The organism is Vibrio sp. M250220, from assembly GCF_036533795.1.
In the GTDB taxonomy this organism is placed as follows: domain Bacteria; phylum Pseudomonadota; class Gammaproteobacteria; order Enterobacterales; family Vibrionaceae; genus Vibrio.
In genome coordinates this window covers 59437-73269 of the sequence record NZ_JATABI010000005.1, presented here as the reverse complement: position 1 = coordinate 73269, position 13833 = coordinate 59437, and the positions used below count along the sequence as shown (strand labels likewise).

Sequence of the window (13833 nt, the reverse complement as noted above, 5' to 3'; positions counted from 1 at the left end):
TGTGCTTAACCCAATAGTATCAAATCATGACGAAACAGGTGGAAATTTTCACTGATGGTTCTTGTTTAGGTAACCCAGGTCCTGGTGGTTACGGAATCGTACTCCGCTATAAACAGGTCGAAAAAACGCTCGCCAAAGGTTTTACCCTTACCACAAACAACCGTATGGAAATGATGGCTACCATTGTCGCCTTGCAAGCTTTAAAAGAGCCATGCGACGTAATTCTAACGACCGACAGTCAATATGTTCGTCAAGGTATTACTCAGTGGATACACAACTGGAAAAAGCGCGGCTGGAAAACAGCAGACAAGAAACCCGTTAAGAATGCCGATCTTTGGCAAGCGCTTGATACAGAAACCCAGCGCCATAGCATCGATTGGCGCTGGGTCAAAGGTCACGCAGGGCATAGAGAAAACGAAATGTGTGATGAATTAGCCCGTACCGCAGCGGAAAACCCAACCGATGAAGATGTCGGTTATCAGCCTAGCTAGTTGGAGCTAGACTGTCGGCTCGACACTTTGTAATTGACGCCAACTGGCGTCAATTTTCGTTTTAACTTCCAGTGAGGCTTAATTAGCTTGAGTGGATAAGTACGTTTTCGTGCCACGATAAAATAGAGACTTCCCGCAGGTGCCGCCCAATCGCCAAGACTGTTCTCCAACCAAGTCCACATAGTGCGATATTTCTGCATAGGGAACAGTGCGTAACTGTCGCACTCCAACACCTGATAGTTTAATAGCCCAAGCCAATCTTTAACTCGATTGGGCGTAAACATCCGACCGCTCCATGGTAAATTGTTACGTCGCCAAGGCATTAAGCTCGCAAGCCCAGTAAAACTGATTGGGTTGAAACCCGTTATAATCAGGTAACCATCATCAATCATGACTCGGTCAACTTCTCGTAACATACGATGAGGATCGTTACAGTAGTCAAGTTGATGGGACATCAGCACGGCATCGAAACTTTTTTCCAGAAAGGGCAAATCGTAACCATCTGCAATCACATTGTGCAAAGGGTTCTGGATATCTAAGTGAACTTGATGTTGAATGTTACAGTTGAAGCTGGTTAACTCGCAGCTCAACCCGCCCAGCTTAAGTAGGTGATATCCGAATAGTTTTGGGCACCATTCGTCAATGCGGGTTTGAATTGAATCACTGACCCACTGGCCATTTTTTAGCTGAGACCATGAATGAGGCTTTTCAAGCTTTTTTCTGCTAAGTGCTGGTTTCATATATAACCTGCTTCACCCTGGTAACTGGAGACACAACCATGTTGAATATCAAAAGCATACCCGCATTTAATGATAATTACATCTGGCTAATTGAAAATAGCGATCGTCGTTGTGCTGTGGTTGATCCAGGTGACGCGACCCCAGTCCTCACTTACCTAAAAGAGCACGAACTGAATTTAGAGGCAATTCTCATTACTCACCACCACAATGACCATATTGGTGGTGTTGCTGAGCTGGTACGACAGTTTCCTAGCGTCGATGTTGTTGGCCCCGCCAACGAACCTGTACCCACCTTAACTCATGCCGTCGATGCAGGAGATCAATTAGAGCTATTTAATGAAATCTTTTTTGTTCTAGGTCTAGAAGGCCATACTAGTGGCCATATCGGCTATGTCGGAGATGGAAAGCTATTCTGTGGTGACGTGCTATTCTCTGCCGGATGTGGGCGCGTATTTGAGGGAACGATGGAACAGATGCATAACTCTCTCAACAAACTCGCAGCCTTGCCAGAAGAGACGGAGGTCTACTGTGCACACGAGTACACCACCAGCAATCTGGCCTTTGCACTGGCCGTTGAACCAGATAATAGTCAGTTGCAACAATATCGAGACGAAGTAAACCGCTTAAGAGCGCAAAACAAACCGACGTTACCGACTACCATTCGACGAGAAAAGTGGATCAATCCATTTTTGCGTACCGATCAGCCTAGCGTTATCCGCTCCGTATCAAATAGAACCTCTCAAACTGATCCACTCGCGATTTTTACTGCATTACGTGAGTGGAAGAACGAATTTTAACGATTTGCTGCTTGTCACCTACTGAGAGAGGCAAGTATTATCAGCAGCCAAATAGAAAAAGGGCTGTGCAATGCGAGTTAAACACAGCTGGGTATTGGCATTACTCTTAGCAGGTTGTCAGCTTACCCAGCCGACCGATTCTGGAGAAGCCGTCTCTCCAGATACCAACAATCCAACCATAACACCGACTGAGCCTGTAGCTCAGCCTGAAAAACCGGTAGTCAAAGTAGAGCCGGTGGTCACACCGCAAACTCAGCAAGACGTCTGGCAGCGTATCGCGATGCAACTCGATATGCCGATCCCTGATCACCAACTGGTCGATTACTACCGCACATGGTATTTGAAGCATCCAAATCATTTAAAAACGGTTTCGCAACGCGCCGAACCTTTCCTATATTTGATTACAGAGAAGATCGAGCAACGTGGCTTGCCACTGGAACTGGCACTTCTTCCTGTCGTTGAAAGTTCATTTGATGCCTTCGCTTACTCTCATGGTAGTGCCGCTGGTTTATGGCAGTTTGTTCCCGGTACGGGCGAGATGTACGGTCTCAAACAAAACTTCTGGTACGATGGTCGTCGCGATGTCCCCGCTGCGACAGATGCTGCACTCGATTACCTGACTTACCTAAATAAGCGTTTTGATGGCGATTGGACACACGCGATTGCCGCGTACAACAGCGGTGGCGGCCGCGTCTCCAGCGCTATCCGCAAAAACAACAAACTCGGTAAGCCAATCGACTTCTTCTCTCTCGACTTACCAAAAGAAACCAGTGGTTATGTGCCAAAATTACTGGCTCTGGCAGACATTGTCGCCAATCAAGAAAAATACGGCATTGAAATCCCACCTATCGCCAACCGACAGGTTGTGGAATTGGTCAACCCCAAAGAACAGCTCGACCTTGCTATCGCGGCTAACTACGCTGGTATCAGTGTCAAAGATCTGCAAAGTTTGAATCCAGCATACAACCAATGGGCCACAGCACCAGATGGTCCACACCAGCTGCTGCTACCTATCGACAACGTCGCTCAGTTTAACAGTGCGGCTAGTAAAAACCGTGGTAAAGGGATGAAAGTGGTACGCTACAAAGTGAAATCCGGCGATACTTTGAGTGTTTTGGCTGAGAAATATAACACGACAGCCCAAGTCATCCGCACTGCGAATAATATTAGCGGCAATAACATCCGAGTCGGCCAACACTTAATGATTCCGACCTCAACTCGTGACGACAAAGCGTATGCCCTCAGCGCATCAAACCGCTTAGCTAAAACGCAGTCTGAAAGTCGAGGTCAGTACAAACTGACTCATACGGTACGTTCTGGCGATAGCTTATGGTCCATTGCCAAAGCCAACAAAGTGTCTCACCAATCTCTTGCGAAATGGAATGGAATGGGACCAAGAGATACCCTGCGAGTTGGGCAGAAACTGGTTATTTGGAAAAATAGCTCTGATGGCGCCGTCGTCAGAACCGTCTTCTATAGCGTTCGCTCAGGAGACACGATCAGTGGTATTGCCACCAAATTTAAAGTGAAGTCCAATGACATCGTCAAATGGAATGATCTGAGCAATCAGAAGTACCTCAAACCAGGTCAAAAGCTGAAGCTGTATGTTGATGTAACTAAGGTAAGTGTATGAGCCCCTCAAGTAACCCTATTATTATGCTGGTCGATATCTTCCGTTCGCCTAGCGCCTGTTTTCTCGCTCTCTACCAACGTGGAGCTTGGGGCTGGCAACCATACATTTTCTTGATTCTCTCTCCATTTTTATTTTGGGGAGCGTACTTTGATATGGTCAACTTTGATTGGCTGAGAGAAACGCTTGCGGCTCAGTTGGCGGTCACGAATCCTAAGCAACTTGAGCTTTTAGACGCAAACACCCTTATGGCCAGCGAAATCATCAGCGATATTGCAGGCAGAACTCTAACTATCTTGATGCTAGCATTTTGGTTCAACCTAGCAACGAAGCCAAGCCAGCATCAACATGGCTTTTGGAAGTGGTTCGCCGCGAGTGCAGTCATTACCTTCCCTGCTATCATTGGCGACTTAGCAAGTTACGTAAGTGCGCTACTGAAACATGGTCAGGTGTTAGTTTATGCCGCAGATCTCAATAGCCTTAATGGTTTTCTCAAGCTGCCACTCACCAATCCTTGGTCTCAATTTGCCAGTTCATTCCCAATACTGCTCCCTTGGTACATTGCCTTGGGCTATGCCGCGGTCGGGACTTGGACTGAGTTTGAACGAGGTCAGGCTCTTGCCATTTCAGCGCTTCCATGGCTAGCCTACTACCTGATCTGGGCACTTTATATTGTCATTTTTTAATCGGTTATAAGTGAAAAGTCACTAAGATTGGATTGTGATCAGAGGCGTCAGAGACTGGCGCCTCTGCTTTTTCCAACGTAAGTCCACGATAGAAAACATGATCCAAAGGTAAGCCGGTCATAAACTGAGTCCGGTTATCACTGTCATAGGTCACCTCCTTTAATCCTAATGAACTTAGCGCTTCGGACATCACTCTCAAACGCTCTTGGCTCCAGCTATTAAAATCGCCTGCCACAATCACTGGCCCCTGATGTTCACTGAGTTCCTGTGCCAATACGTTTAACTGACGATGATATTCTTCAGTGCCATAGGTAAAGTTGACCGCATGGATATTCACGACCGCAAGTTGTTGCCCATTTGACAACGGATAGAGTGCGTAGAGTGCCGATTTAGGTAGACGAAGCCAAGGTTCAAGCTCTGTATATGCACAAGCTTTTAGTGGCGTATTCAAAGATAAATTCAGCACCCCAGCCGTGGTATCAAACGCTTTAAAAGCATCAACTTGGCTACCAAACCACCGCCCTTGCTTCAGCCACTCTCTCAGCTCCCCCGTCATGCTGGCTTCCTGCAGCAAGACCAGTTGTTTACCTTGAGCATAGTTGCTCAAGCTCGAGCTCCAGTTAGATCGATTTTGCTTATAGATATTCCACACCAACAAGCTAATTTGCTGGTTTTGATCAAGCTGTTTGGTCGTTGGGTTTTCGTAGCATGTCAGGGATAGCTGTTCTGAATCATGGTCATATGACGTTATTTGAGCCTGAGAAGGCAAACTAAAAACGCTCTTATATCCAATCAGTGCTGTACCAACGAGAAGCAGAGCAACTACAAACCAACGAGCTTTATTCATTTCTCACTATCCAAAAAGTAAAAGAGCCATGCGGCTCTTTTTCCAAGGTGTATCTTTAAATTGCGTCTTCGTCTTCTTCGCCAGTTCGGATTCGAACGATACGCTCAACATCGGTGATAAAGATTTTACCGTCGCCAATTTTACCCGTTTGCGCTGTCTCAATAATGGTCTCGACACACTGATCAGCCACTTCGTCAGTGACAACAATTTCAAGCTTTACTTTAGGTAGAAAGTCGACCATATACTCAGCGCCACGATATAGCTCAGTATGACCTTTCTGACGTCCGAAGCCTTTTACTTCTGATACCGTCATGCCTGTAATGCCTACTTCCGCCAGTGCCTCACGGACATCATCTAATTTGAATGGCTTAATGATGGCTTCAATCTTTTTCATGTTCATCCCTTAAACTATTGTTACTTGCGCCATTATCCCACGATAACTAGGTAATAAAAAGCCCGAGCGAATCATGCTCGGGCTGATTTCTCACAACTCGGTTACTTCAAGCTTGCGTAGTATGCAGCAAGGTTAGCTACATCAGCATCACTTAATGCTGCAGCCTGCGCTTGCATCACAACCGCTAAACCGCCGTTACGCTCTTTATTTTTGTACGCATTGATTGCAGACACAAGGTACTGTTCATTCTGACCTTTTAGATTCGGATAACCAGGGATAATTGCAATACCATCAGCACCATGACACGCAGCACATACCGCGGCTTTTGCTTGCCCTGCTGCTGCATCACCAGCTGCCAACGCCTGACCACTTAGTAGCCCCATTCCTAATACCAATCCAATTGCGAATTTCTTCATTGCTCTTCCTTATAATTCCATGTTAGTTGTGCGTTATTATGTATACAATTTTACATAAACAACAATGGCTTGTCCCAGACGAGTTCACAATCCTGACCTGCAAAATGACGATCCATAAATAAATCACCCACCGCAACAACTTGCTGATCACAAATTACTATAGGTGTTCTACGTCGTAGCCAGCTAGGTACATCATATTCTTGGAACAATTTTTTGAGTTTTCTGCTGTGCCTACGCTCAACGGGATGCGCACTTAACCCCTGAGGATCAAATATTACCTGTAGCTGTCCCTGGCTTAGTGCTTGTTTTGATAATTGTCCATGCGGTGAACTGCGAAGAACTAAGCGGCCTAAATCTTCTGGTAATACACACGCTTGATCGAATCGAAGATCTTGCTGCCACTCCACCAAAGGTTGCCACTCTCTGACGAAATAGAGCCGATTGGCGTGACGTCTGATTTGTCCGTCAATCAACGCGAGCTGAGGATTTGCATCTTGCTGAGCACAAGCAACCTGTGGCCATACAAGCTTCAACTGTTCACGCGAAGGCATACGAACGTTTTGCCGAGCTAACCACATACGCAATGCTCGAGTTCGAACCAACTCACTATAGGTGGCCAACGTATTGATATCGAGACTCGCATCACTGTGAAGCGCACTGTTCAACTTGTCACTCATCAATTCATCAAGCAATGCCTCTTGCTCCGCACACAGTTCTGCGCTCCGCTGGACAGCTTGATTGAAGTAAGGCCACCGCTCCGTCAGCGGTGGAGAGACAGTATGTCGGATAAAATTACGCTCAAAGCGCTGGTCAAGATTACTCTCATCTTCCACCCAAGTTAGCTGCTTCTGCTCAGCGTAACCTTCTATCTGTTGACGGCTTATCGTCAATAGTGGTCTGACAATCTTAGCGTGTGCAAATGGCATCGCCTCTGCCATCGCAGACAAGCCTTTAGGTCCACTTCCCCGTTTGAGAGCGAGTAGGAATGTTTCTACTTGGTCATCGGCATGCTGTCCTGTCAGCAATAGATCACCGTTCTCGAGATGGTTAACTAACGCCTGATATCTCGCTTCTCTGGCACTCTCTTCTAAACTACGCCCTTTGCGATCCAGTTGTACTTTTTCAATTACTAAAGGCACATTGAGTTGCTGACACCATTGCTGACACTGTCGCGCCCACTGATCGGCATTGACACTTAATCCGTGATGAACATGCACCGCTAGACACTCAGTCTGCTGACTCCGACTGTACTCGGCCATCAAGTCGAGCATAACTCGTGAATCCAATCCGCCACTTAACCCAAGCACAAGACGACCTTGAGCTTGAGCGTGACGTTCAATAACAGTGGCAAAGTGGGACTTAAGACTCATAAATAGAAAGCACTTGACGATTCAAAACACCAGTTTATCACCGAAAACAAAAAAAGGCTGAACCCTAGTTCAGCCTTTAAGCATAATCCGTATAGATTAACAGTAACCGTAGCTCATTAGGCGTTGGTAACGACGTTCAAGAAGCGTGTCATTATCGAACTGTTCTAACTCTTCAAGCTGACGAACTAACGTATCTTTCATGTTCTTAGCCATCTGAAGGTGATCACGATGCGCGCCGCCTAGTGGCTCTTCGATGATTTCGTCAATCAATTCAAGCTCTTTTAAGCGAGGAGCGATAAGACCCATTGCTTCTGCAGCTTGTGGCGCTTTGTCAGAATCACGCCATAGGATTGAAGCGCAACCTTCTGGAGAAATCACTGAGTAAGTAGAGTACTGAAGCATGTTTACGTAGTCGCCTACACCGATAGCAAGTGCACCACCAGAACCACCTTCACCTACAACGTTACAAATAACAGGCACTTTCAAACCCGCCATCACTTTTAGGTTGGTCGCGATAGCTTCAGATTGACCACGTTCTTCTGCACCAACACCTGGGTACGCGCCCGCGGTATCGATGAAAGTAATAATCGGCATATTAAAACGCTCTGCCGTTTGCATTAGACGTAGCGCTTTGCGGTAACCTTCTGGTTTTGGCATACCAAAGTTACGTTTCACTTTCTCTTTTGTTTCACGACCTTTCTGATGACCAATAACCATGACTGGACGGCCATTTAGACGAGCCATACCACCCACAATCGCCTTGTCATCAGCGTAGTGACGGTCACCTGCCAACTCATCAAACTCAGTGAAAACATGCTCGATGTAATCAAGTGTGTAAGGACGTAATGGGTGACGAGCAAGTTGGGCAGTTTCCCAAGCACCAAGGTCGCTAAATGTTTTCTTCTTTAGTTCTAAGCTTTTTTTCTCTAGCTGTTCGATCTCTTTATCAAGATCAACACCAGAATCACCACCGTGACGAGAGACATCACGTAGTGCTTCAATTTTTGCTTCTAGCTCTGCGATTGGTTTTTCAAATTCTAAAAAATTCAGGCTCATCTATAGATCCTTTCTTATTCGGTAACCTTCTACCGAACTTAGTTAAATTCGAGTTCTACCTGGCCTTTCCCAAGTAGTTGTTTTAAATCATCTAATAATGCGTCGCTTGGCGTAACTCGCCATTCTGTACCCAACGTTAAACGCGCTCGCGCATCTGAGCGTTGGTAGTATACATGGACAGGAACGCTCCCCGCCCTATGAGGCTCTAGTATTTGACTAAACCGCTCAAAAAATCGGTCATTAATTTGAGATTCATCAATTGAAACCGATAGGCCCCGTGCATATTTTTCACGAGCGGTTCCGAGATCCATGACCTCGCGCGCGGACATTTTAAGACCACCATTGAAATCATCAAAGCTGACCTGTCCTGAAACGACCAATATTTTATCTTTTTCTAACAATTCTGCGTAGCGATCGAGCGCATCAGAAAACAGCATGACCTCCATTCGGCCACTGCGATCATCCAGCGTCATAAGACCGATACGGGTACCACGTTTAGTTGTCATGACACGAGCAGCAATAACCAGACCAGCCAGAGTCACGCTCTGATCGCGCCTTGTTGGTGTTGCATCTTTTAATCGACAACTGGTGTACTTGCCAAGTTCCTTACTATACGCATTTATAGGGTGCCCTGTTAAATAAAGGCCAAGTGTGTCACGTTCTCCCTCTAGCCAGACTTTCTCAGGCCATGGCTCAACTTTGATGTACTTGTGCTCAACTTCTTCAGGAGCTTCTGTCAGAACGCCAAAAAGATCACTTTGCCCAAATGCTTCCGCTTGGTGGTGTTGGCTGGCTGCTTTTACGGCATCCGCAAGTGATGCCATCATCGCAGCTCGGTGCGGCCCAAGGCGATCAAGAGCACCTGCATAGATAAGTTTTTCAATAACTCGCTTATTCACTTTCTTGAGGTCAATACGCGCACAGAAATCAAACAGATCTTTGAAGTAGCCACCTTTATTCCGCGCTTCAAGAATGGCTTCAATCGGGCCTTCACCCACCCCTTTAATTGCGCCGATACCGTAAACGATAGCCCCCGTTTCATCGACATTAAAGCGGTATAGACCTGCATTAATATCGGGTGGAAGCACCTTTAGCTTCATACGGAAACACTCATCAACTAGGCCAACGACCTTCTCTGTGTTATCCATATCAGCAGTCATTACCGCGGCCATAAACTCGGCTGGGTAATGCGTCTTTAACCAAAGCGTCTGGTAAGAGACAAGCGCATAGGCTGCTGAGTGAGATTTGTTAAAGCCGTAGCCCGCGAACTTCTCCACAAGGTCGAAGATCTTCATCGCCAGCTCGCCATCAACTCCGTTCTTCTCCGCGCCCTCTTTGAAGGTGCCGCGCTGCTTGGCCATCTCTTCCGGTTTTTTCTTACCCATCGCACGACGCAGCATGTCTGCGCCACCCAGAGTATAACCCGCAAGGATCTGGGCAATTTGCATTACCTGTTCTTGATACAGGATGATGCCGTAGGTTGGGTCAAGCGTCTCTTTTAAAGACTCGTGCTGCCAAGTTTCATCTGGGTATGAGATTGCCTCTCGACCATGCTTACGGTCAATAAAGTTATCTACCATGCCCGATTGCAACGGACCAGGACGGAACAGGGCTACTAGTGCGATGATATCTTCAAAACAGTCTGGCTGAAGTCGCTTGATCAACTCTTTCATACCGCGTGATTCCAACTGGAATACCGCTGTCGTCTCTGAGTTTTGCAGTACGTTAAATGACGCCTGATCGTCAAGAGGGATCGACTCAATGGCGACGGCTGGCTTACCTTCGCGCTCAAGACGAGGGTTGATCAAGCCTAAAGCCCAGTCGATGATGGTCAGTGTCCGCAGACCCAAGAAGTCAAACTTAACCAAACCCGCCGTTTCTACGTCATTCTTATCAAACTGAGTAACTGGAAAGTTACCTTCTGCATCCGCGTATATCGGAGCAAAGTCAGTAATAGTCGTCGGAGAGATAACTACGCCACCCGCGTGCTTACCAGCATTTCGTGTACACCCTTCTAGAATGCGACACATGTCGATAAGCTCTTTTACCTCTTCGTCGTTTTCATACAACTCAGGTAATGCTGGCTCTGCTTTAAATGCCTTTTCGAGGGTCATGCCTGGATCGGGTGGTACCAGCTTGGAGATTCGATCAACGAAACCAAAGCCATGCCCAAGCACACGACCTACATCGCGGATTACCGCTTTTGCCGCCATCGTACCAAAGGTAATAATCTGAGACACGGCGTCACGACCGTACATTTCTGCGACGTGATCAATCACCTGATCGCGCTTGTCCATACAGAAGTCGACGTCGAAGTCGGGCATGGAGACACGCTCTGGGTTAAGAAATCGTTCGAAAAGTAGGTCATACTCAAGTGGGTCAAGATCGGTGATCTTCAACGCGTAAGCAACGAGAGAGCCCGCACCAGAACCACGGCCAGGCCCTACTGGAATACTGTTATCTTTTGACCACTGGATAAACTCCATTACGATCAAGAAGTAACCTGGGAAGCCCATGTTATTGATAACTTCCAGTTCAACATCAAGGCGCTCATCATACTCAGGTCGTCGTTGTGCACGAACTTGAGGATCAGGGAAAAGGAACTCAAGTCGCTCTTCTAAGCCCTCTTTAGACTTCATGACCAAAAACTCGGTCTCTTTCATCCCTTCAGTTGGGAAGGCGGGTAGGAAGTACTCGCCAAGACGTACCGTGACGTTACAACGCTTAGCAATTTCAACACTGTTTTCAAGCGCTTCAGGAATGTCTGAGAAAAGTTCACACATTTCTTGTTCGCTACGCAAATATTGCTGAGGGCTGTAGTTTTTTGGTCGACGAGGGTCTTCTAGAGTGTAGCCATCGTGAATGGCAACACGAATTTCATGGGCATCAAACAGGGACTCATCGAGAATAACCACATCATTGGTCGCTACGACAGGCAGCTCCGCTTGTTCCGCTAGCTCCAACGCGAAGTGAAGATACGTCTCTTCATCGGCGCGTCCGGTTCTCGTCAGCTCAAGATAAAAGCGATCTGGGAAATGGGTTTGATAAAACTCAACACACTCAGACACTACTTTGTGGTTGCCCTTCAATAACGCCTTACCAATTTCGCCATTTTTACCGCCTGACAGTAAGATAACACCTTCAGACAGTTCAACTAGCCACTCTCTATCAATGACAGGCTGGTGCTGAACATGACCGCGCAAATACGCTTTTGAGATAAGCAACGTTAGGTTCTTGTAACCGACATTGTCAGCCGCTAGAACCGTCAACTTTGTTAACTCATCACCAAACCCAGCCGACTGCATCAAGAAATCGGCACCGATGATCGGCTTAACCCCACAACCATGCGCGGTACCGTAAAACTTAACCAAACCACAGAGGTTGGTAAAATCCGTCAACGCCACCGCTGGCATGCCCAATTCAGCCACTTTCTTCACCAATGGTGGTACTTTTGACAAGCCGTCAACCATGGAAAAGTCACTATGAACTCGAAGGTGGATAAACTTAGGGTCTGACATGAATATCGTCCAGAAAGATAACTAATTTGGGAAGACAATTGGGTATTTTAAGTGAAAAACGCGTACTTATATACCCCTTAACAGGGCTTTCTACTCGATGCCAAGAGCCCGTTTAACGGGTTTAAAACTCTTGCGGTGTTGATCGATCACACCATGCTGCTCAATCGCATCAAAATGCGCCTTAGTCGGATAGCCTTTATGTTTTGCAAACCCAAACTCTGGATACTGCTTGTCCAGCTCTTCCATCTCTTGGTCACGAACCACTTTTGCAATAATGGAAGCAGCACTGATCTCCGCAACTCGTAGGTCACCTTTTACAACCGCCTGTGAGTCCATAGGGAGCTGTGGGCAGCGGTTTCCATCAATAAGCACGAGATCGGGTTGAATTGACAGCCCTGCGATGGCGCGCTGCATGGCAACCATGGTCGCTTGCAAAATGTTTAACTGGTCAATTTCTTCCGGGCTGCAACGGCCAACTGACCATGCCAACGCCTTCTCTTGAATTTCAGGTAATAAGGCGAGGCGTTTTTTCTCTGACAGCTTTTTTGAGTCATTCAAGCCTTCAATTGGATTCTTAGGATCAAGAATAACAGCGGCCGTCACCACATCACCAACAAGAGGACCACGCCCTACTTCGTCAACCCCCGCGATTAACTGATAACCCATTGGGTATTCAAATGGCGGGAGTTCTTTTGTCTGTTTTGTCATTGTCTTACTCTCTGCCGATCAGTTTAAGCACCGCTTGAGCGGCTTGGTTATCGGCATCTTTACGGATCCAGTGATGCATTTCAGTGAACTTTTCAATCATCTTTTCACCACCATTTTCAATTAGACGAGTGACTTCGCGAGAGAGATTCTCCGGTGTGCACTCTTCAAGCAGGTACTCTTTGACTAACTCTTGGTCAGCAAGAATATTGGGGAGTGAAACGTATTTGGTCTTCACTAGACGACGAGCAATGAACGCGGTAATCGCATTGACTCGGTAGCCAACTACCATTGGTCGTTTGAGCAGCATACATTCAAGTGCGACCGTTCCTGATGCCAGCATCACAGTATCCGCTGCGGTTATGACGTTTTTCGCCGTGTCATTAACCAATTTAAAATCGAGTTCTGGCGCGATTTGTTGCCAAGCTTGTTCAAATTGCTCACGGCGTTTTTCATTGACCAAGGCAACGACAAAACCTAACTCTGGATATTGCTTATGCAGCAACTGACAAGCTTTGATAAATGGCTCAGCCAGCATCTTAAGTTCACTGCCACGGCTACCTGGCAATACCGCTAGCCATTGCTTATCTTGTTGTAAACCTAATAGCTCGCGTGCTGGTGCCTTAGCCGACTCCATAGGAATGGCATCCGCTAATGTGTGGCCGATAAACTCACATGGAACATTAAACTTGTCATAGAAGGCTTTTTCGAATGGTAAGAAAGCCAGCACTAAGTTGGTTGCAGCTTCAATCTTGAAGATACGCTTTTGGCGCCACGCCCAAACCGACGGGCTAACATAATGGACGGTTTTAATTCCCGCTTGCTTTAAATCTAACTCAAGTCGCAAGTTGAAGTCCGGTGCATCAATGCCAACGAATACATCTGGAGGATTATCGGTGAAGAACTTAACTAACTCAGCTTTGACTTTTAGCAAACGCGGCAGTCGACCTAATACTTCAACCAATCCCATCACCGCGAGCTCTTCCATCTCAAACAGTGATTGGCACCCTTGAGCGATCATCTTCGGCCCGCCGATCCCAACGAATTCTGCATCTGGATATTTCGCTTTTATCGCCTTGATAAAGCCTTCACCCAACGTGTCCCCTGACAATTCGCCTGCGACAATTCCAATTCGTAATGGTTTTTCCATTGCTGACTGACCTATCTGATTTATTGCTTTAAA

The 13833-nt window shown here is 46.8% G+C and carries 13 protein-coding genes; 4 read left to right on the top strand and 9 right to left on the bottom strand.

The genetic code is table 11. The annotated features are described in order from the left end of the window. The first annotated feature begins 26 nt into the window (after positions 1–26). Positions 27–491: a ribonuclease HI gene (gene rnhA, locus QTN94_RS03315; RefSeq protein WP_138973436.1), complete on the top strand. Its 465-nt coding sequence runs from the start codon at positions 27–29 to the stop codon at positions 489–491. Here rnhA and QTN94_RS03310 read toward each other — a convergent pair. Next, positions 488–1231: a class I SAM-dependent methyltransferase gene (locus QTN94_RS03310; protein WP_138973437.1), complete on the bottom strand. Its 744-nt coding sequence runs from the start codon at positions 1229–1231 to the stop codon at positions 488–490. The two genes, rnhA and QTN94_RS03310, sit on opposite strands and share 4 nt — an antisense overlap. Positions 1232–1269: 38 nt before the next feature. Here QTN94_RS03310 and gloB point away from each other — a divergent pair, with 38 nt between their 5' ends. The 3 genes from gloB (at position 1270) to QTN94_RS03295 (ending at position 4344) form a co-directional block, all read left to right on the top strand. Next, positions 1270–2028, top strand: coding sequence for a hydroxyacylglutathione hydrolase (gene gloB / locus QTN94_RS03305; RefSeq protein ID WP_331426853.1), 759 nt, complete (start codon positions 1270–1272; stop codon positions 2026–2028). Positions 2029–2098: 70 nt separating this feature from the next. Next, positions 2099–3661 (top strand): LysM peptidoglycan-binding domain-containing protein, encoded by a 1563-nt coding sequence (locus QTN94_RS03300; RefSeq protein WP_331426851.1) that lies wholly within the window; start codon positions 2099–2101, stop codon positions 3659–3661. Continuing rightward, positions 3658–4344 (top strand): YIP1 family protein, encoded by a 687-nt coding sequence (locus QTN94_RS03295; protein WP_269376703.1) that lies wholly within the window; start codon positions 3658–3660, stop codon positions 4342–4344. Before QTN94_RS03300 ends, QTN94_RS03295 begins: the two co-directional genes overlap by 4 nt. A gap of 4 nt (positions 4345–4348) precedes the next feature. Here the strand turns inward: QTN94_RS03295 and QTN94_RS03290 are convergent, their stop codons facing one another. The 8 genes from QTN94_RS03290 to lpxB all read right to left on the bottom strand — a co-directional run bounded on the left by QTN94_RS03290 (position 4349) and on the right by lpxB (position 13800). After that, the gene (locus QTN94_RS03290; protein ID WP_331416108.1) at positions 4349–5191 is read right to left on the bottom strand and encodes an endonuclease/exonuclease/phosphatase family protein; all 843 of its coding nucleotides are present in this window, start codon (positions 5189–5191) and stop codon (positions 4349–4351) included. A 55-nt stretch (positions 5192–5246) separates the two neighbouring features. Then, entirely contained in the window at positions 5247–5585 is a 339-nt protein-coding gene (gene glnB, locus QTN94_RS03285) for a nitrogen regulatory protein P-II (protein ID WP_331416109.1), read from the bottom strand. A gap of 101 nt (positions 5586–5686) precedes the next feature. Beyond that, the gene (locus tag QTN94_RS03280; RefSeq protein WP_331416110.1) at positions 5687–6001 is read right to left on the bottom strand and encodes a c-type cytochrome; all 315 of its coding nucleotides are present in this window, start codon (positions 5999–6001) and stop codon (positions 5687–5689) included. Between the two features lie 50 nt (positions 6002–6051). After that, positions 6052–7371, bottom strand: coding sequence for a tRNA lysidine(34) synthetase TilS (gene tilS / locus QTN94_RS03275; protein WP_331426849.1), 1320 nt, complete (start codon positions 7369–7371; stop codon positions 6052–6054). Between the two features lie 96 nt (positions 7372–7467). Then, positions 7468–8427, bottom strand: a complete 960-nt coding sequence (accA, locus tag QTN94_RS03270) for an acetyl-CoA carboxylase carboxyl transferase subunit alpha (RefSeq protein WP_138973444.1) — start codon at positions 8425–8427, stop codon at positions 7468–7470. A 38-nt stretch (positions 8428–8465) separates the two neighbouring features. Further along, on the bottom strand, positions 8466–11945 hold the full coding sequence (gene dnaE / locus QTN94_RS03265) for a DNA polymerase III subunit alpha (protein ID WP_331416113.1): 3480 nt from the start codon (positions 11943–11945) through the stop codon (positions 8466–8468). Positions 11946–12035: 90 nt separating this feature from the next. Continuing rightward, the gene (rnhB, locus tag QTN94_RS03260) at positions 12036–12653 is read right to left on the bottom strand and encodes a ribonuclease HII (protein ID WP_331416114.1); all 618 of its coding nucleotides are present in this window, start codon (positions 12651–12653) and stop codon (positions 12036–12038) included. 4 nt (positions 12654–12657) lie between these two features. Next, positions 12658–13800 carry a lipid-A-disaccharide synthase gene (gene lpxB, locus QTN94_RS03255; protein WP_138973447.1) on the bottom strand — a complete coding sequence of 381 codons (1143 nt, stop codon included), beginning with the start codon at positions 13798–13800 and terminating at the stop codon, positions 12658–12660. Positions 13801–13833: the final 33 nt, after the last annotated feature.

Bases quoted from the DNA above. Each gene is read 5' to 3' on its own strand.
- QTN94_RS03300 (WP_331426851.1), top strand. From the start codon at position 2,099: ATGCGAGTTAAACACAGCTGGGTATTGGCATTACTCTTAGCAGGTTGT.
- QTN94_RS03295 (WP_269376703.1), top strand. From the start codon at position 3,658: ATGAGCCCCTCAAGTAACCCTATTATTATGCTGGTCGATATCTTCCGT.
- rnhA (WP_138973436.1), top strand. From the start codon at position 27: ATGACGAAACAGGTGGAAATTTTCACTGATGGTTCTTGTTTAGGTAAC.
- QTN94_RS03290 (WP_331416108.1), bottom strand. From the start codon at position 5,191: ATGAATAAAGCTCGTTGGTTTGTAGTTGCTCTGCTTCTCGTTGGTACA.
- lpxB (WP_138973447.1), bottom strand. From the start codon at position 13,800: ATGGAAAAACCATTACGAATTGGAATTGTCGCAGGCGAATTGTCAGGG.
- glnB (WP_331416109.1), bottom strand. From the start codon at position 5,585: ATGAAAAAGATTGAAGCCATCATTAAGCCATTCAAATTAGATGATGTC.
- dnaE (WP_331416113.1), bottom strand. From the start codon at position 11,945: ATGTCAGACCCTAAGTTTATCCACCTTCGAGTTCATAGTGACTTTTCC.
- accA (WP_138973444.1), bottom strand. From the start codon at position 8,427: ATGAGCCTGAATTTTTTAGAATTTGAAAAACCAATCGCAGAGCTAGAA.
- QTN94_RS03280 (WP_331416110.1), bottom strand. From the start codon at position 6,001: ATGAAGAAATTCGCAATTGGATTGGTATTAGGAATGGGGCTACTAAGT.
- tilS (WP_331426849.1), bottom strand. From the start codon at position 7,371: ATGAGTCTTAAGTCCCACTTTGCCACTGTTATTGAACGTCACGCTCAA.
- rnhB (WP_331416114.1), bottom strand. From the start codon at position 12,653: ATGACAAAACAGACAAAAGAACTCCCGCCATTTGAATACCCAATGGGT.
- gloB (WP_331426853.1), top strand. From the start codon at position 1,270: ATGTTGAATATCAAAAGCATACCCGCATTTAATGATAATTACATCTGG.
- QTN94_RS03310 (WP_138973437.1), bottom strand. From the start codon at position 1,231: ATGAAACCAGCACTTAGCAGAAAAAAGCTTGAAAAGCCTCATTCATGG.